General features: G+C 71.0%; 19 protein-coding genes and 1 pseudogene. 5 read left to right on the plus strand and 15 right to left on the minus strand.

What is annotated here, in order from left to right; genetic code table 11:
- Together AC3DE3_RS16660 and AC3DE3_RS16665 are read right to left on the minus strand one after the other, a co-directional pair.
- A pseudogene (locus AC3DE3_RS16660) lies at positions 1-421 on the minus strand (HNH endonuclease); the annotation flags it as partial.
- 87 nt (positions 422-508) lie between these two features.
- Positions 509-1,135, minus strand: a complete 627-nt coding sequence (locus tag AC3DE3_RS16665) for a nucleosidase (RefSeq protein ID WP_488370756.1) — start codon at positions 1,133-1,135, stop codon at positions 509-511.
- Positions 1,136-1,337: 202 nt separating this feature from the next.
- Here AC3DE3_RS16665 and AC3DE3_RS16670 point away from each other — a divergent pair, with 202 nt between their 5' ends.
- Positions 1,338-1,982 carry a hypothetical protein gene (locus AC3DE3_RS16670; protein ID WP_488370757.1) on the plus strand — a complete coding sequence of 215 codons (645 nt, stop codon included), beginning with the start codon at positions 1,338-1,340 and terminating at the stop codon, positions 1,980-1,982.
- Positions 1,983-1,994: 12 nt separating this feature from the next.
- On the opposite strand, the gene thpR is transcribed toward AC3DE3_RS16670, so the two are convergent.
- From thpR to AC3DE3_RS16710, 8 genes are all read right to left on the minus strand, one after another.
- Positions 1,995-2,573, minus strand: coding sequence for an RNA 2',3'-cyclic phosphodiesterase (gene thpR / locus AC3DE3_RS16675; RefSeq protein ID WP_488370758.1), 579 nt, complete (start codon positions 2,571-2,573; stop codon positions 1,995-1,997).
- 31 nt (positions 2,574-2,604) lie between these two features.
- Complete coding sequence (crcB, locus tag AC3DE3_RS16680; RefSeq protein ID WP_488370759.1) at positions 2,605-3,030, minus strand: fluoride efflux transporter CrcB; 426 nt, start codon at positions 3,028-3,030, stop codon at positions 2,605-2,607.
- Positions 3,027-3,455, minus strand: a complete 429-nt coding sequence (locus tag AC3DE3_RS16685) for a fluoride efflux transporter FluC (RefSeq protein ID WP_488370760.1) — start codon at positions 3,453-3,455, stop codon at positions 3,027-3,029. Before AC3DE3_RS16685 ends, crcB begins: the two co-directional genes overlap by 4 nt.
- Positions 3,456-3,468: 13 nt before the next feature.
- Entirely contained in the window at positions 3,469-4,320 is an 852-nt protein-coding gene (locus AC3DE3_RS16690; protein ID WP_488370761.1) for a maleylpyruvate isomerase N-terminal domain-containing protein, read from the minus strand.
- On the minus strand, positions 4,317-5,174 hold the full coding sequence (locus AC3DE3_RS16695) for an acyl-CoA thioesterase domain-containing protein (RefSeq protein ID WP_488370762.1): 858 nt from the start codon (positions 5,172-5,174) through the stop codon (positions 4,317-4,319). Before AC3DE3_RS16695 ends, AC3DE3_RS16690 begins: the two co-directional genes overlap by 4 nt.
- Positions 5,171-5,857: a TetR/AcrR family transcriptional regulator gene (locus AC3DE3_RS16700; RefSeq protein WP_488370763.1), complete on the minus strand. Its 687-nt coding sequence runs from the start codon at positions 5,855-5,857 to the stop codon at positions 5,171-5,173. The genes AC3DE3_RS16695 and AC3DE3_RS16700 overlap by 4 nt, the downstream gene beginning before the upstream one ends.
- Positions 5,858-6,377: 520 nt before the next feature.
- Positions 6,378-6,725, minus strand: coding sequence for a histone-like nucleoid-structuring protein Lsr2 (locus AC3DE3_RS16705; RefSeq protein ID WP_260486256.1), 348 nt, complete (start codon positions 6,723-6,725; stop codon positions 6,378-6,380).
- A gap of 143 nt (positions 6,726-6,868) precedes the next feature.
- Positions 6,869-7,576, minus strand: a complete 708-nt coding sequence (locus AC3DE3_RS16710; protein ID WP_260486255.1) for a sirohydrochlorin chelatase — start codon at positions 7,574-7,576, stop codon at positions 6,869-6,871.
- Between the two features lie 59 nt (positions 7,577-7,635).
- Here AC3DE3_RS16710 and AC3DE3_RS16715 point away from each other — a divergent pair, with 59 nt between their 5' ends.
- Positions 7,636-8,418, plus strand: coding sequence for a lysophospholipid acyltransferase family protein (locus AC3DE3_RS16715; RefSeq protein WP_260486254.1), 783 nt, complete (start codon positions 7,636-7,638; stop codon positions 8,416-8,418).
- A 10-nt stretch (positions 8,419-8,428) separates the two neighbouring features.
- On the opposite strand, the gene AC3DE3_RS16720 is transcribed toward AC3DE3_RS16715, so the two are convergent.
- The 4 genes from AC3DE3_RS16720 to AC3DE3_RS16735 all read right to left on the minus strand — a co-directional run bounded on the left by AC3DE3_RS16720 (position 8,429) and on the right by AC3DE3_RS16735 (position 12,090).
- Positions 8,429-9,295, minus strand: coding sequence for an NAD(P)-dependent oxidoreductase (locus AC3DE3_RS16720; RefSeq protein ID WP_488370764.1), 867 nt, complete (start codon positions 9,293-9,295; stop codon positions 8,429-8,431).
- Complete coding sequence (locus AC3DE3_RS16725; RefSeq protein WP_488370765.1) at positions 9,292-10,074, minus strand: phosphoadenylyl-sulfate reductase; 783 nt, start codon at positions 10,072-10,074, stop codon at positions 9,292-9,294. The genes AC3DE3_RS16720 and AC3DE3_RS16725 overlap by 4 nt, the downstream gene beginning before the upstream one ends.
- Positions 10,071-11,765: a nitrite/sulfite reductase gene (locus tag AC3DE3_RS16730; RefSeq protein ID WP_488370766.1), complete on the minus strand. Its 1,695-nt coding sequence runs from the start codon at positions 11,763-11,765 to the stop codon at positions 10,071-10,073. The genes AC3DE3_RS16725 and AC3DE3_RS16730 overlap by 4 nt, the downstream gene beginning before the upstream one ends.
- A gap of 145 nt (positions 11,766-11,910) precedes the next feature.
- Positions 11,911-12,090 carry a hypothetical protein gene (locus tag AC3DE3_RS16735; protein WP_488370767.1) on the minus strand — a complete coding sequence of 60 codons (180 nt, stop codon included), beginning with the start codon at positions 12,088-12,090 and terminating at the stop codon, positions 11,911-11,913.
- A gap of 238 nt (positions 12,091-12,328) precedes the next feature.
- Between AC3DE3_RS16735 and AC3DE3_RS16740 the strand changes: the two genes are divergently transcribed.
- A complete protein-coding gene (locus AC3DE3_RS16740) occupies positions 12,329-12,484 on the plus strand; it encodes a hypothetical protein (protein ID WP_488370768.1) in 156 nt (51 codons plus the stop codon).
- A 60-nt stretch (positions 12,485-12,544) separates the two neighbouring features.
- Here AC3DE3_RS16740 and AC3DE3_RS16745 read toward each other — a convergent pair whose 3' ends face one another.
- Positions 12,545-13,486 carry a patatin-like phospholipase family protein gene (locus tag AC3DE3_RS16745; protein WP_488370769.1) on the minus strand — a complete coding sequence of 314 codons (942 nt, stop codon included), beginning with the start codon at positions 13,484-13,486 and terminating at the stop codon, positions 12,545-12,547.
- A gap of 60 nt (positions 13,487-13,546) precedes the next feature.
- On the opposite strand from AC3DE3_RS16745, the gene AC3DE3_RS16750 reads away from it, so the two are divergent.
- Both AC3DE3_RS16750 and add read left to right on the plus strand, forming a co-directional pair.
- Positions 13,547-15,016 carry an alanine/glycine:cation symporter family protein gene (locus AC3DE3_RS16750; protein ID WP_260486248.1) on the plus strand — a complete coding sequence of 490 codons (1,470 nt, stop codon included), beginning with the start codon at positions 13,547-13,549 and terminating at the stop codon, positions 15,014-15,016.
- Positions 15,013-16,020 (plus strand): adenosine deaminase, encoded by a 1,008-nt coding sequence (gene add / locus AC3DE3_RS16755; RefSeq protein ID WP_488370770.1) that lies wholly within the window; start codon positions 15,013-15,015, stop codon positions 16,018-16,020. Before AC3DE3_RS16750 ends, add begins: the two co-directional genes overlap by 4 nt.
- Positions 16,021-16,055 lie beyond the last annotated feature (35 nt).

The following is a 16,055-nucleotide window of genomic DNA, read 5'->3' on the forward strand; positions in this document are numbered from 1 at the left end:
CGGGCACCTCGGCCAGGCGGCAGGCGATATCGACCGCCACCTGCTCGGGCAGCAGACCGCGGTCGACCGTGGATCGCAGACGGGGCAGCCGCCGGTGGATCTGCATCCCGGCCTTCACCAACCGCGCAGCGTGCCAACACGTGAGCTGACACGCCACCACGAGGTGATCGCGTGCCCGGGCCTCCGAATCCAGCCGGGCGTACGCGGGCCGACGCGACCCGGCGCCGGCGCCTCCCTCGTCCGCCTGGGCCTGGGCGGACCGGGCGAACTGGTCGACCAGGACGTGTGCCGCCTCGAGCCGCGTGGCCCCGGCACGGTTCTGCGCCAGCGTCGCGGCACGGGCCGCCTCGCTGACAGCCTCCATGTCGACCATGCCGAGGGGCTCGGGTACGGCGAACAGCGAACTCGTCGTCGTCACCATTCCACCCCCGCCCTGTCGGTGTCGAACTTACATTCGACGATACCCACGCAGGCGGACTAACACAAGGGTTCGATCACGTTCGAATGCTCACCCCAACCGGGTACCCACCCACTCCGCCAGGATCCGCGCGCAGGCGTCGACGCCCTCGACCCACGTGGTGCCCGCGGCCTCGTCGGCGGAGTCCGAGACGTGCTTGACCAGACGCGTCGGTACGCCCAGCATCGCTCCGGTCGCGGCCACCGCGTACCCCTCCATGTCCACCAGGTCGGCGATCCCGGCCAGGCGGTCGCGCACCGGACCGCCGGCAACGAAACTGTCGCCGGTCGCGAGGACGGGTGCGGCCGACCCCCCGGGCCCCGACGGCGCGGCGGCGTGCTCGGGGGTCACCGCGCGCGTGGCGGATAGGGCCAGCGGTGGGCCGTCGTGCCGGCCGGTGACGGCGTGCAGGGCGGGGTCGTCGAAGTCGTGCTGGAACACTGTCACGATCTCGTGCGTGCCCTCCATCCCCGGGTGCAGACCCCCGGCGGTGCCCACGTTGACGAGCTCACGCGGACGGGTCCCGCCACCGAGCGCGTGCGCGACGGCCACGGCCGCGCGCACCTTGCCGACGCCGGTGACGAGCACCGGGAAGTCGGTGACGAAGTGCCGCGCCTCCTGCTCCAGCGCGACGACGACGAGAGGGTGAGCCGGATCGACGGTCCCGATGAGTTCCACGGACCATACGGTAGCCGTCGCCCGGCCCGCCCGATTCAGCCCCCGGAAGGCCCGGTGAGACGATCCCCACCGCCCGGTAGATGACAAGTCCTTCCTCTGCTCTTCATCTCGGCCTCATGTCCCGCACCTACCGTGGAGTCGAACCCACCGAGCCGGAGCATGTGTCAGGGCCCCGGCGCCCCGAGCGAAAAGGTTGCTTTCCATGTCCGTCCACGCCACCACCCCCTCCGCACGACGTCGGGCCCTACTCGCCCTCCCGGTGGCCGTCCTGCTCGTCACCGCCGGGTGCACCTCCGGATCCGGTGACGAACCGGCCGCGGCAGACCAGACCGTCACGGCGACCGTGACCGCCCCGGCCGAGGCCACGCCCGACACGTCCCGGCAGCCCGCCGGGGATCGCCGGGACGCGGCGACCGACGTCGACCGCGCGAACTGCGACACCGAAGTCTCCGGGCAGGACGTCACCGGCGACGTCACCGTCCGTGACGGGCAGACGTGCGTCCTTTCGGACCTCACCGTCACCGGCGACATCGACGTCCTCGGTGGCGGCCGACTCGAGGTTACGAACGTCCGCGTCACCGAGGACATCGAGGCCGAGGGCCACGCCGCCGTCCTGGTCTCCGGCGGCGAGGTGTCCGGCTCGATCGAGCTGGGCTCCGGCGGCGAGGCGACCGTGGAGAACGTCCGCATCGGCGACAGCCTGGAGTCCGAGCGCAACTCCGGCCCGCAGCGGTACGAGGGCAACACGATCGGCGGGGATCTCGAGTGCGAGGCCAATGCCCAGGCCCCGACAGGTGGCGGCAACCAGGTCGGCGGCGAGCGCGAAGGCCAGTGCGCCACGCTCTGATCGGCTGGGTGTTCAACCCCCGGGAGGGTCCCACCAGCGTCGCTCGCCCGCACCCAGCGGTAACCGGGCCACGACCTCGTGGCGAGCTCGGCCCCGCAGCCCCTCGCCGAGGAACGAGTCGACGAGGGCGACCTCGGAGACCTCCCACTCGCTGCTCGAGAAGGTGTCGAGCACCCGCAGCCAGGCGGTCGCGTCGTCGCGGCCGCCGAGCCGGGCGAGCGTGAGGTGCGGACGGAACCGGGCGCCGTCCGGGGCGCAGCCCGACGCATTGGCGGCCGAGCGGACGCCCGCCGCCAGTGCGTTCAGCGGCCGATCCTCGGACTGATCGACCCCCGCCCACAACACCTTCGCCCGCTCGACGGACGGAAACGCCCCCGCGCCGGCCAGTCGTAGCGTGAACGGCTCGTGCTTCCGGGCGACCGCCTCCACCCGCTCGGTCAGCTCGTCGAGGCGCCAGTCGTCGACGTCGGGACAGAACGTCAGGGTGAGGTGCCACTGGGCGGGGTTCGTCCACGTCAGGCCCGGCCGCGGTTCGAGGAACCGCTCCAGTTCCTCGCGGACCCCGTCGGGTGGCATGACCGCGACGAACATCCGATGCCCCATCACTTCACCGCGCCCATCACTACACCGTGGCCCACCGCGCGCCCAGCCACAAGCCCAGCGCGGCGGCGATGATCGTGACGACCATCGTGCCCACCGCGTAGGCCAGCGCCATGCCGACCCGCCCCTCGCGGCCGAGGCGGAGCGTGTCGTAGCTCGCGGTGGAGAACGTCGTGTACCCGCCGAGCAGACCGGTGCCGATCACGGGGACCGCCAGTGACCAGCCCGGCCCTGCGGAGCCCGCGTAGAACCAGCCCACGAGCAGACCGAGGGCCAGTGAACCCGACACGTTGATGAGGAACGTCGCCAGGGGGAACGGGCGGCGCCAGCGCGACGACACCGCCACGTCCAGCACGTACCGCAGTGCCGCGCCGCCGCCCCCGCCCAGCGCGAGCCACCCGGCCAGGACGGCGTCGTCCCACGTCATGGGCACCAGGGTGATGTTCACGTGGCCGCCCGCGCCCGGTCCCGGCGCCCCCGGGACGCCAGAACGATCCCGAGCATCGTCGCCGCCGCGCCCAGAGCCAGCGTGGCGGCGGCGTAGAGGACGGCGACGGGCACATCGCCCCGTTGCATGAGCATCGCGGCCTCCAGGGCGACGAGGGAGTAGGTGGTGAATCCCCCGCAGAAGCCGGTGCCGAGCAGCAGCCGCGTACCTCGTCGTCGTCGTTCCCGGTCCCGACTCGCACCATCGGGTCCACCGGCGTCGGCGAACCGGGTCGCCACATACCCGAGGGCCAACGCACCCACCAGGTTCACGACCAGGGTCGCCACGAGCGCCGGGTCGGGGACCACCAGCGACACCGCGACACGCGCGTAGGTCCCGACGGCGCCACCGACCGCGACCAACGCCACCGCGGCGGGAAACCTCACTGCGTCGGCCCGCTCACGTGGACAGTCCGGCCTCCAGGGCGGCGTCGAGGCCGTCGCGGTCGCCGGTGATCTCCAGTCCTGCGGCGTCGGCACCGACGCGTCCCCACAGCAGCAGCGCGAGGGTCTCCGGCGGCCCCGCCACCTCGACCACGCCCGTGGAGTCGGGGCCCGCACCGTCCGTTGCGGGCAGCTCCCACTCCACCGCACCGAGGGACCCCGCCCCCAGCGGTTCTGCGCCCGTGGCGAGGCCTCCCGCGGCCGCCCCCTCCGGGCCGTGGGGTAGGGCGCGCAGCCGGATCGTCACCGCGAGCGGCGGCACGTGGGCGGCCATGTGCGGACGCATGACGGTGCAGAACTCGTCGACCGTGTCCACGGCGACGTCCTCCGGCACGGGCGTGGTGGCGGCGGCACCGTGCAGGGCGTTCTCGATGTCCCACCGGTGGACGAGGGTCTCGTGGAGCTGGCGCCGCGGCCAGAAGTCGGCGCGGCCCGGGCCGGAGAAGGTCCAGGCGGGGGCGTCGGGGGCCGTGTCGGTGAAGGTCCGGAGCATCTCGGCGGCGCGGCCCGAGTACCAGTCGACGAGCGCGGCGGACCCCTCGGTCGCCGGCGGCGCGGAGTGCTTCACCGGGCTCATCCCCCGGGTCCGCGAGTCGGGCGTGGCCTCGCGGACCGTGGCGCCGCCCCACCAGTTGACGGTGCCCAGGTGGACCACCAGGTCGTGCACGGTCCATCCCGGGCACGTGCCCACCGGGGCGGTGACGTCCACGACGGTCCCGGGCCCGTCCCCGGCCAGCGCGAACCGCACCAGCCCGACCTGCGCCTCGAGCGCGTCGAGCATCCTGGTCTGGCCGAGTCGGGCGGTCACACGCGGGTCGCCTCGTCGGAACCGGGGCGCGATTTACCGTCGGCCCGGCGGCGGGTGAAGTCGATCTGTCGCCCCGCGTTGGACACCGCCACCACGGTGCCGGTGCCGAACATCCCGTCGCGGTCGAACAGCGAGGCCGTGCCCACGGCGACGCCGTCCGAGCTGACGTGCTCGTCGGCCTCGATCCCGATGTCCCCGGACCTCGGCAGCCGGGCCAGTGCCACGGTGAGGTCGGCATTGATGAAGCCGATCCCCTCGTCCCCCCAGTGCGTCATGAGACTCGTGGACTCGGAGACGATGACGGCCCGCTGGAACGCGGACGCCGACTCCCCCACCACCACGTCCAACGGGTGGATCCAGAAGCGCTTGCGCTGGTCGTTCTGATGCGCACCCATGTCGCGGTCCCACGCGGGGCCGGGCTCGCCGCTACCGAAGAACACGTTGCTCCCCGGCCCGGACTCCCCGGGATCCGCGCCGGCCGGTGCCGCGAGCGCCCGTCCGGACCGCCACACTCTGCCCGGCGGCTGTTCACCGCGGCGCAGCTGGACGAACGTGGCGCGGGCGACGGCCTTGTCCCCCTGGATCAGCCGCGCGTCGGCCACGCGGATGCGGTTGCCGCTGCGGATCTCCTCGGTCTGCACGACCAGAGGTTCGTTGCGCACCGGCGCGAACAGGTCCACCGTGAGGCGGGCGGGCTGGAACTCCTCGGCACCGAATTCGTGCTCGAGCGTGCGGGCCGCGGCCACGACGACGGCGGGGCCGTTGACCATGCTGTCCGACCAGGCGCTACGTGCGAAGACGGTGGGGACATAGGCCCCGGACTCGTCGAGGGTGAAGAACGCGCGATCGGTCATCGGGCCACCCCGTCCGTGCCGGTGGCGCCGAGGCCGACCGCGCCGCCCGCCGACCCCGCCGCCCACGATCGCAGGATCGCCGCGAGCTGCGTCTCGAAGTACTGCTCCGCGCTGGGCGAGGACCGCCACACGCTCAGCTCCAGGGACACGACCCCGTGCAGCGACGCCCAGATCGTGGTGGCCGTCTCGTGCACGTCGACGGAGCGGAACACGCCCTCGTCCACGGCCGCGTCCACCACCTCGAGCAGCGGCTCACGCCACAGCGCGTCGACCGGCCCGTCCGCGTTCCCGGCGACACCTGCGCGCGGCGAGCGCACGGGCTCGCCCACGACCAGACCGTAGAGACCCTCGTTCTCCAGCGCCCACCGCCGGTACGCGCGGCACAGCGAGCGCATGTCGCCCTCGACGCTGCCGTGGCGCAGCGACTCGCGCAGGGCGGCGGCGAGTTGGCGGTCGGCCTCGTGCGCGACGGCCGCGAGCAGGCCGGCCTTGCCGCCGAACATCGTGTAGATCGCCGTGGTGGAGGTGCCCTGGGAGGCGGCGAGCGGCCGCAGCCCCAGCGACTCCGGCGCCGCGTCCCGGAGCCGACGCGTGGCCTCGTCGAGGATCCCCCGGCGCAGTGCCTCGTCGTACTGGGCGTGGTTGGGGGCGCGGGTGGCGGCGCGCGGCGAGGAAGGGGTCACCCCGGCAGGGTACGACGACGACGAGGAGATCGGTGTCATAGCGGTGTGGCGTGTCGCCGCAGACGCCGTGATGCCGTTGTCGTGGCTCCGCCATCACACCAGCGCCCCGCGTCGGGCAGGCGCCGCCGAGCACGCCGTGACAACGGTGTCCTACATGCTGTGACGGCGTTTCGAGCCCGGCCGCGGCCGCCTCGCGGAAGCGCGTCCCCACTGTCCTGCGCGTCCCCTCTGACCTGCGCGCCCGCTTCGCCCGATCCGGGCCTGGCTGTGCGCCGTCTTTGGTCGATTCCGGACGCACACCCCGGCGGAACCAGGACTTCGGACGTCGGCTCCGGGCCGGGCCGGGCGACTCCACAGAGCCGGCCGGGTCCCGCACGGTCAGCAGGCGAAGAGAAAGGCCCGCAGCCCCTTGCGGGGACTGCGGGCCCTACTTTCGTGCGCGATTCCGGTTCGCCGCCTCGTCGGGTGTCGGCGGGGTCAGTCGGCGTCCGTGTTCAGTTCGTATCCCCCGGTATCCGTATCAATTGGCCGCGGCGTAGGCGTCCATGATGTCGGACGGAATTCGACCGCGGTCGGAGACCTCGTATCCGTTGTTCCGTGCCCATTCGCGAATCGCCTTGGTATCACCCGAGGATGACGAGGACTTGGCGGCCGCCCGGCGTGCGGGCTTTGCCTTACCGCTCGACGAGACGCGATGTCCGTTCTCCACGTACGGCGCCATGGCCTCGCGGAACTTCTCAGCATTCTCATCACTGAGATCGATCGTGTATTCCTTACCGTCGAACGCGAACGAAATCGTATTGGCTTCGCTGCCGAGATCCGTTCCGTCGAGGTCGTCGATGTACTGCACCTGGAACTGCTGTGCCATGCTTTCTTCCCCCTGGGCCGGTCCTGCTCCGTCTATATGGAGACATTATGCACAGAGAAGTCGCAATACGCACATGTATGTTTTGGATAACACCTCCCGCCGATGTTTTCAGTACTGAACTCTCCGGGATATCCGACAACTGTTCAGTGGTCGATTGACGCGGAATTGTCCCGATATCTCCGGGCAATCAGATCAATGATCTCGGGGTGTGCGCCGAGTGGTGGAGAGACGATATCCCCGCCTGCCGCAGCCATCCGGTCGGCGAAGAAACCGGGGGCGAGAAGGTGGGTCGCCACCGCTATCCGCCGCAGTCCCCCGGCACGGAACCGCTCGACCGCCTCGGCGATGGTCGGGCTCGCCGCCGAGGCGAAACCGGAGGTCACCGGCACACCCAGCAGGTCGGAGAGCGTCCCGGCGAGCGTCCTCGTCTCCGCCAGCGACGACTCGTTCTTGCTGCCCGCCGCCCCCAGCACCACGGCGTCGGCGCCGAATGCCCCCACCGCACCGGACTCGGCGAGGCGCTGCATCAGCGCCCGGACGACCTCCGGCTCCGCGCCGAGGTGTGGTGTCTGGACGACCGGGCCCGGGGCTTCGCGGCAGGCCTGTCCGACGTCGTGCGTGACGTGGAACCCGCGGGCGAGAAACGCGGGCACCACCACGGTCGGCGCCGCGTCGGCGAGCACTCGGTCCGGCCCAGGTGACTGGACATCCACCCAGGCGAGCCGGCAGTCCACGCCGGGCAGCTGCTTACGCGTCTCGAGCAGGACGCGGCCCAGCACGCGGCGGCCGGCCGCCGACCGGGTGCCGTGGGCGACCAGCAGGAGGCGGGGATTCGTACCGAGAGTGCTCACCCCGTCGAGCATGCCGCAATCCGCCTGCGGCGCGGCATCCGCTCGGCGACACTGTGAACATGAACGCAGTCGGCAGGCGGGGTGCGCGGCCCGAGGTCACCGTGGCCAACTGGGAGGCCGTGTACGACTACTACGGGCCGGGGCGGCGCCGGAACGGGTTCACCTATCCGCTGCTGACCCTGGTCGACGCGATCTACCGTCCCCGGCTGCGGATCTCGCCTGACATCGTCTCCGAACTGCACCGTCTCCACGCCGACGGCGTCGGGATCGTGGTCGCTGTCAACCACCCGTCGGCACACGATCCGACGGTGCTGGCCGCCGTGCTGTTCGACAAGCGGATTCGCTTCCTCTGCGAAGGGACGGGCCTGACCAAGGACCCGCTGTTCCGCGGCCCGCTGCGCCCGGTCTTCGAGTACACGGGCACCGTGCCGGTCTTCCGCGCGAAGAACTACCAGGGCACGGCCGCCGACATCCACGACGCCGCCGCGGCCCGACTCATCGGCCTCTGCGTCGACCGGCTCGTCGACGGCGGCGTGGTCTTGACGTTCGTCGAGGGCACCAACTCCTCGGCCGACGACCTGAGGACGCTACGGCTCGACTCGGTGAAGAAGGGCGTCGGGATGATGGTGGCCGGCGCGCGCGAAGCGGGAGCCAGGGTTGCGGTGTTGCCTGTGGGCATCGTCTACCACGGCCGCGAACACGCCAGACTTCCTCCGCGTCACGCCGTCGCGGCCGCCGGCGAACCCGTGCTGTGGGACTCCGGGCCGCCGCCCTCGATCGACGAGGTGCGAAGCGCGGTGCGCGACGGGATCGACGACGCCCTCACCGCCGCCTGGGGTTAGACCGAACCTCTCAGACCACGCCCGGGACGACCTCGAACTCCACCCCGACGGCGTCGAGTTCGCGGGCCCGCGCGGCCAGGGTGGCCGCCGCCGCGATCCGCACGACCCCGTGCCCCGCGGCGAACCGCGTCGCCACCAGTTCGGCCACCCGCGCGGCGGGCAGGTCGGGTCCGGTCTCGATCACCTCGACGTCGTCGTCCAGTTCCGCGAGGAGGCCGGAATCGGCCGCGCCGTCGGTGACCAGGACGTCGGCGGCGTGGACGAGGCGCCGGGCGCGCACGGTGAGCAGGTCACCGTCGCCGGAGCCACCCACGAGCGCCACCCACCCGGTGGCCGGGCGGCGACGCGCGCGCAGTCCGGCCGGCGCGGTGGCCAGCGAGCGTGCCACGTGCCGCCCGACCCGCACGGACCGCCGGGGGTCGCCCGAGTCGACGGCGATGCGCACCATCCCGGCGGGCGTGGTGACGGCCGTGCGGGCGGGCACCCGCACCGAGCCGAGGGCGGCGTCACCCGCGGTGACGCACCAGATGCGGCGCTCCTCGCATAGCGCGGCGATCTCCGCGTCGACCCGGGGGTCGCCGGTGGCGACGTGCACCATCCAGGGAGTGTCCAGGTCGGATGGGGCGAACGGCCTGGTGACGACGACGAGGTGACCGCCCGCCCGCGCGGCCAGGTCCGCCATCGCCGGGTCGACGCGCGGGGCCACCACGCGGAGCTCCGCGCCGGCCTCGAGGAAAGCCACCGCCCGGCGGGCCGAGACCGGCCCGGCCCCGACGAGCAGCACCTCGCGCCCGGCCAGGCCCACGGTGAGCGGGAGCCCGTCCAGCGACGCCGCCGGTGCGGGACCGGCGGGCGGCGCCGAGAGCGCGCTGGTCACAGGTGGATGCCGCACTCGGTCTTGGACGACCCCGCCCAGCGACCCGAACGGGGATCCGCGCCGGCCTCGACGCGGCGGGTGCACGGCTCGCAGCCGATCGACGGGTAGCCGTCGTCGAGCAACGGGTTGAGCAGGCACCCGTGCTCGGCGGCGTAGTTGTGCACGCGCTCCAGGGTCCACGCGACCAGCGGGTTGATCTTGACCATCGAGTGCTTCTCGTCCCACTCGACCATGGCCGCACCGGCCCGGTGGTCCGTGTCCACGCGGCGCAGTCCGGTGATCCACGCCTCGTAGCCGGACAGGGCGGCGTCGAGGGGCTCCACCTTGCGCAGGCGGCAGCACAGCTCGGGGTCGGTCTCGAAGGGGCGCGGGCCGAGTGCGGCCTCGTGCTCGGCGCGGGTCGCCGGGCTGCGCACGTCCACCACGTTGAGTCCGGGCGTCGCCGCGAGGGCGTCGCGGACGCCGACGGTCTCGGAGAAGTGGTAGCTGGTGTCGAGGAACAGCACGTCCACGCCGGGCGCGTGGGGTGCGGTCATCTCCGGAACGACCGTGTTGGCCATCGAACAGGCCACCGCGAGTGCGTCACCGAACGTCTCGCCCGCCCAGGCCAGGACCTCGGCGGGGTCGATCTCGGCGTGGTTCCCGTAGAGGCCGCGGTCATCGAAGCGACGGCCGGCCTCCTCGGCGATCGCCTTGAGCTCGGAGGTGGTGCGCTTCCGGCCGGGGCCGGGGGTGAGGACCGTGCTGCGGGGCAGCAGTTCCAGGGCTACAGCTGTCATACGAGGACCTCCTCGTCTACCCGGTGGGCCCACTCGGCGAAGGTCTCGCCGCCGGCACCGGTCTCCATGTACTTGCGGATCACACGCTCGACATAGTTGGGCAGTTCCGCCGACGGCACGCGGAGTCCGCGGACCGTGCGTCCGAGCCCGCCCGACTCCTGGTCCTGGGACGCCAGACCGCCGCCCAGGTGGACCTGGAAGCCGGGGGTGTCACCGTCGAGCAGCTGACCCTTGAGTCCGATGTCGGCGGTCTGGATGCGGGCACAGCTGTTGGGGCAGCCGTTGAGGTGAATCGACAACGGCGTGCGCAGGGGCGCGTCGTCGGCGAAGCGCCGCTCCAACTCGTCGACCAGCGCGGTGGCCGTGTCCTTGGTGTCGACAAAGGCGAGCTTGCAGAACTCGATCCCGGTGCACGCCATGGTGGCGCGGCGGAACGAGCTCGGGCGGGCGTACATGCCGATCTCGGCCAGGCCGTCGACCAGCTGGTCGACCTTGTCCGGCTCGACGTCCAGCACCAGCAGCTTCTGGTGCGGCGTGAAGCGGACGCGGTGCGAACCGGCGGCCTCGGCCAGATCGGCGACCTGCGCCAGCTTCTCGCCGCCCACACGGCCGACGGTCGGGGCGGCGCCCACGTAGTAGCGGCCGTCCTTCTGCTCGAAGATGCCCACGTGGTCACCGGACCCGACGCCGCGCTTGGGTGCGGGGCCGTCCGGAAGTTCCCGGCCCAGGTACTCGTCCTGCATGATCTGGCGGAACTTCTCGGCGCCCCAGTCCTTGATGAGGAACTTGAGACGTGCGCGGGTGCGCATGCGGCGGTACCCGTAGTCGCGGAAGATGCCCACCACCGCGGCCCACACCTCGGCGGCCTCCTCCTGACGGACGAACACGCCGATTCGGGTCGCGAGCTGCGGGTTGGTGGACAGGCCGCCGCCCACCCACAGGTCGTAACCGGGTCCGAACTCGGGGTGCTCGACGCCCACCAGCGAGATGTCGTTGATCTCGTGGACCACGTCGAGGCTCGGGTGGCCGGTGATGGCGGACTTGAACTTGCGCGGCAGGTTCGAGAACTCCGGTGTGCCGATGTACTTGGCCTTGATCTCCTCGATCACCGGGGTCGGGTCGAGGATCTCGTTCTCCGCCACACCGGCGACCGGGCTGCCGAGGATCACTCGCGGGCAGTCGCCGCAGGCCTCGACGGTGTCGATCCCGACGTCCTCGAGCCGCTGCCAGACCTGCGGCACGTCCTCGATGGCGATCCAGTGGTACTGGATGTTCTGCCGGTCGGAGATGTCGGCGGTGCCGCGGGCGAAGTCGGTCGAGATGCCGGCCAGCACCCGCAGCTGGTCGGTGGTGACCGCGCCGCCGTCGGTACGGACGCGCATCATGAAGTACTCGTCCTGCAGCTCGTCGGCCTCGAGCTTCGAGGTGCGCGATCCGTCCAGGCCCTGCTTGCGCTGGGTGTACAGGCCCCACCAGCGCATACGGCCGGAGAGGTCGTCCGACGGGATCGAGCCGAAGCCCTCCTTGGAGTACGTGTCGAGGATCCGCTGCCGCACGTTGAGCGCGTCGTCCTCCAGCTTGAACTCCTCGTTGTGGTTCAGCGTGAGCTTGCCGTCGATCTTCCACTGCCCCTGAGGCTTGGGAGCCCGCGCAGGACGAGCGGGGCGGGGGGCGGCTGCAGTGTCGGTCATGCCCGCGACAATAGTCAGGACAGACTGGTCTGTCTATCAAGGGTGACCTAAGCTACCCACCCCCCCGCCCACCCGCCTACGCGGTCGCCGCCGGCCACTCCCCAGGGAGGGGCGGCCGACGGAGTGGTGTCAACGTGTCTTAGGTCTAAGTCCCTACCGCCGACCCGAGATCCCCGGCGATACCGAACAGGGTCCCCCAGAGAATCTGGACGACGTGGAACGGGAGGAACGTGGCCGAATCGACGAGCGTCGAGCCGGAATCCTGGACGAGACTTCCGGCCGCCCCGATCGACGACGCGGCGAGGTTTGCGAGGCTTCCCAACATGAGAGCACTCCATTCCGGAGCAGGCCTGGCGATCCGGCGGTTGCGAACCTGTGTCCCAGACGCCCCGCCAGCGAGCCTAGGCATTTATTCACAAACTCGGAACACTGCAGGATAATAGTTAGGTATTCACTTAAGGCGCGGCGGGGTCACGGCACAGCGGTGGCGTGGACCACGTCACCGGTCGTACCGTCTGAGACATGGCCCACATACCGTGGTGCCGCAGTCGAAAGGAAACAACATGGGCTCCTTCTCCAATTTCTGGGGCGACCTCGCTGACGGCTCGCTCGCCATCGCGCCGGGGCCGTTCGGTTCCGCTGCGATCGACGGACTGATCCGTCTCCCCTCGTACATTCTCGAGACCCTTGAGGGCGGAGCGAGGATCTTCGGCTCCTGATCCCGACTCGACACGCCCCGGTGGTTCGCCACCGGGGCGTCTCGCATTTCCGGGCGTGCGTCACATCCCGCAGAAGTCGAGCCAGGTGTCCACCTCACGCCGGGCCTGCTCGCGCCCGAGCACATACGCCTCGGCGAGTCGGTCGACCCGGCGTTCGTAGCTCCTGATCATCACCCGGTGCGGGCGGAAGACCAGCGCGTCACCCGAATCCTCCAGCGCCTCGATCTCGTCGAGCGTCTCGTTGTAGAGGGCCCAGCGGTGCATCAGAGCCTCGCCGACCGCAGGGAAACGGCGGAAATAGGAACGGTAGAACGGCGTCAGCCGACGGGGCGGGATCTTCCGGTACCCGCGCGGCTGGGTCAGCACCACCAGGAACTTGTCGTACCCCGCGTCGCGGGCCGCCGACAGTGGGATCCCCCCGTCGTGGCCCAGCGCCCCGTCGACGTAGTACTCGCCGTCGATGAGTACCGGCGGCATCCACACCGGCATCGTCGACGACGACCGCACCATCCGCATGAGGTCGCTCATCGACGCGACATCGTCCTCGGTCCAGAACACGGTCTCGCCGTCCGAGCAGCGGAATGTCCCGATCCGCGCAGCGGTACCGCTGGCGTCGAACGTCTCGAAGTCATACGGCAGCACCTGGTCCGGCAGGCCCGCCTGTTCATAGATGTATTCGGCGTTGAACAAACCCTTGCCGCGGGCGAAACTGCGCCAGTCGCCGAAATTAGGGTCCGCGGCCATCTCCACGAAACTCTTGCGCGCCCGCACCGCATCGCGGGACACGTAGTTGGCCAGGTGGGAGGCGCCCGCCGAGATCCCGGCGACCAGCCCGGTGTGGATGTCCGCCTCGATCAACGTCTCCACGACACCGGCGGTGTGCACCGCCCGCATGCCGCCGCCCTCGAACAGCAGGGCGACGTCCGGAGCGGTCGGCTCCAGGGTCGCCGGCCGCGCGGGCGCCTGCGCTGCACCCAGCGCGTCACCTGCCCCCGAAGTCATCACCCCTCCACCCTAGGAGGTTCACTGGCGGACCGGTGCATCCGTTACTAGGGTCGATCCGTGACCCAACTCACCGAGCTCGTCGCGAGCATCAACGACGTCTACTGGTACGGCGTCATCGCCCTGCTGGTTCTGGCCGGCCTCTACTTCTCCGTGACGACACTGATCGTCCAGATCCGGATGTTCCCGGAGATGCTCCGGACGATCGTCGAGAAGCCCTCCGACATCGAACCGGACAAGAAGGGCATCTCCGCCTTCCGGGCCTTCACCATCTCCGCCGCCTCCAGGGTGGGGACCGGAAACGTCGCAGGTGTGGCGATCGCCATCACCGTCGGCGGGCCCGGGGCGGTGTTCTGGATGTGGCTCATCGCGATCATCGGCGGCGCCACCGCGTTCATCGAGTCGACCCTCGCCCAGCTGTACAAGATCAAGGGCAAGGATTCCTACATCGGCGGGCCCGCCTACTACATCCGCGACGGGCTGGGCTGGAAGAAGATGGCCGTGGCGTTCGCGGTGATCATCACCGTCACGTACGGCTTCGTGTTCAACGCCGTCCAGGCCAACTCCATCTCGGAGTCCGTCCGAAACCAGTTCGACCTCGAGGGCACCGGTTCCGGCGTCGTCATCGGCGTGGTGCTGGCGATCGTGACGGGCCTCGTCATCTTCGGCGGCGTACGTCGCCTGTCGGCGGTCACCGAGATCCTGGTCCCGGTCATGGCTGCCGCCTACGTCGTCGTCGCCCTCATCGTCGTGGCCATCAACATCACCGAGGTCCCCGGGATGATCTCCCTCATCGTCGGCCACGCCCTCGGCTTCCGCGAGGTCGCGGGAGCCGCGATCGGCGCGGCGATCATGCAGGGCATGCGCCGCGGCCTCTTCTCCAACGAGGCCGGAATGGGCTCGGTCCCCAACGCCGCCGCCACCGCATCGGTCTCCCACCCCGTCAAGCAGGGCCTGGTCCAGGCACTGGGCGTCTACTTCGACACCCTCGTCGTGTGCTCGGCGACCGCGTTCATCATCCTGCTGGCGGACCCCGAGTTCGGTGGGGACAGGGAGGGCATCACCCTCACCCAGGACTCGCTCGCCTCGCAGGTCGGGGACTGGGGCGTGCCGTTCCTCATGGTGGTCATCTTCTTCCTGGCATTCTCTTCGATCCTCGGCAACTCCTACTACGGCGAGGCCAACATCAACTTCCTGCGCGAGAGTCCGCGCGCGATCAACGTCTTCCGGGGGCTCGTCCTGGTCGCCGTGGTCGGCGGGGCACTGGGGTCCGTCGACCTCGTGTGGGGGCTGGCGGATCTGTTCATGGGCTTCATGGCCACCATCAACCTCATCGCGATCATCCCGCTCGGCGGACTCGCCGTGGCGCTGCTGCAGCACTACCTGCAGCAGAAGGCAAAGGGACACAACCCGGTGTTCCACCGTGACGACCTGCCGCGGGCCAGGAACGTCACCGCCTGGGACGGCTCCGACCCCATGACCCACCAGCACGTCGCCGACGAGGCCCGCGACGTCGAGCCCAAGGCGTGACGGCACCGGCCCCTGCCGGTCGGCCCGACCTGTACGGCCGCTTCGCCGGGCTGCCCAAGGCGCACCTGCACGTGCATCTCGAGGCGGCGATGCGCGAGGCGACACTGCGCCAGTGGTGCGGTGAGGACGGGATCGAGGTGCCGCCGCTCGTCGAGTACGCGGACTTCACGGCGTTCCTCGATGCGTACGGCCTGCTCATCGCCCTGTTGCGCACCCCGGAGCGGGTCGAGCGGCTGCTGGATGAGGTGGTCGCCGATGCCGCGGCACAGGGCGTCGTGGCGCTCGAGTTCGCCTCGATCCCCGAGAAGGCGGTGGCGTTCGGATCCGCCGAGGAGGCGCTCGAGTTCGTCCTCCCGGCCGCGGCCGACGCAGGGCGTCGTCACGGAGTGTGGACCGGCTCCATCGTGAGCATCGACCGCGGTGCCGGCCCCGACCACGCGCTGGAGGCGGCCCGGTTGGCCGCGCGGTTCGCCGACCGCGGCGTGGTCGCGGTGGGCCTGGTCGCCGACGAGCGGGACAACCCGGTCGCGGAGGCCGCCGAGGCGTTCGCGATCGCCCGGGACGCCGGACTCGGGGTGGTGCCCCACGCCGGCGAGCTGGCCGGCCCGGAGGAGGTGCGGTCGGCGATCGAGCTGGGTGTGGACCGGATCCAGCACGGCGTCCGCGCGGTGGAGGACCCCCGGGTGCTGGAGCTGCTGGCCGAGCGCGGGACCTGCCTCGACGTATGCCCCACCTCGAACGTCGTGCTGGACGTGTACCCCTCGTTGGAGGAGCACCCGCTGGCGCAGCTGCTCCAGGCCGGGGTGCGCTGCTCGCTGGGCGCCGACGACCCGCTGCTGTTCGGTGTGGACGTCGTGGACGAGTACGTGGCCGCCCACGAGCGGATGGGCGTCTCGGTGGAGCGTCTCGTCCGGGTGGCGCGGGCGTCGATCGAGTCGTCGTTCGCGCCGGACGGCGTCAAGCGGGACGCGCTCGCCCGGATCGGGGCCTGGCGCCTCGACTGAGCGCGGGCCGGACCCCGGGTGGGGTCAGGCACCCG

It is taken from the genome of Dietzia sp. IBK-p2-16D (assembly GCF_057773085.1).

What these genes read in the sequence shown, in the direction of transcription:
- AC3DE3_RS16730 (WP_488370766.1), bottom strand. Translation starts at nt 11,765, where the DNA reads ATGACCGACACTGCAGCCGCCCCCCGCCCCGCTCGTCCTGCGCGGGCT.
- AC3DE3_RS16735 (WP_488370767.1), bottom strand. Translation starts at nt 12,090, where the DNA reads ATGTTGGGAAGCCTCGCAAACCTCGCCGCGTCGTCGATCGGGGCGGCC.
- AC3DE3_RS16725 (WP_488370765.1), bottom strand. Translation starts at nt 10,074, where the DNA reads ATGACAGCTGTAGCCCTGGAACTGCTGCCCCGCAGCACGGTCCTCACC.
- AC3DE3_RS16695 (WP_488370762.1), bottom strand. Translation starts at nt 5,174, where the DNA reads ATGACCGATCGCGCGTTCTTCACCCTCGACGAGTCCGGGGCCTATGTC.
- AC3DE3_RS16745 (WP_488370769.1), bottom strand. Translation starts at nt 13,486, where the DNA reads ATGACTTCGGGGGCAGGTGACGCGCTGGGTGCAGCGCAGGCGCCCGCG.
- AC3DE3_RS16740 (WP_488370768.1), top strand. Translation starts at nt 12,329, where the DNA reads ATGGGCTCCTTCTCCAATTTCTGGGGCGACCTCGCTGACGGCTCGCTC.
- AC3DE3_RS16715 (WP_260486254.1), top strand. Translation starts at nt 7,636, where the DNA reads ATGAACGCAGTCGGCAGGCGGGGTGCGCGGCCCGAGGTCACCGTGGCC.
- AC3DE3_RS16705 (WP_260486256.1), bottom strand. Translation starts at nt 6,725, where the DNA reads ATGGCACAGCAGTTCCAGGTGCAGTACATCGACGACCTCGACGGAACG.
- AC3DE3_RS16670 (WP_488370757.1), top strand. Translation starts at nt 1,338, where the DNA reads ATGTCCGTCCACGCCACCACCCCCTCCGCACGACGTCGGGCCCTACTC.
- thpR (WP_488370758.1), bottom strand. Translation starts at nt 2,573, where the DNA reads ATGTTCGTCGCGGTCATGCCACCCGACGGGGTCCGCGAGGAACTGGAG.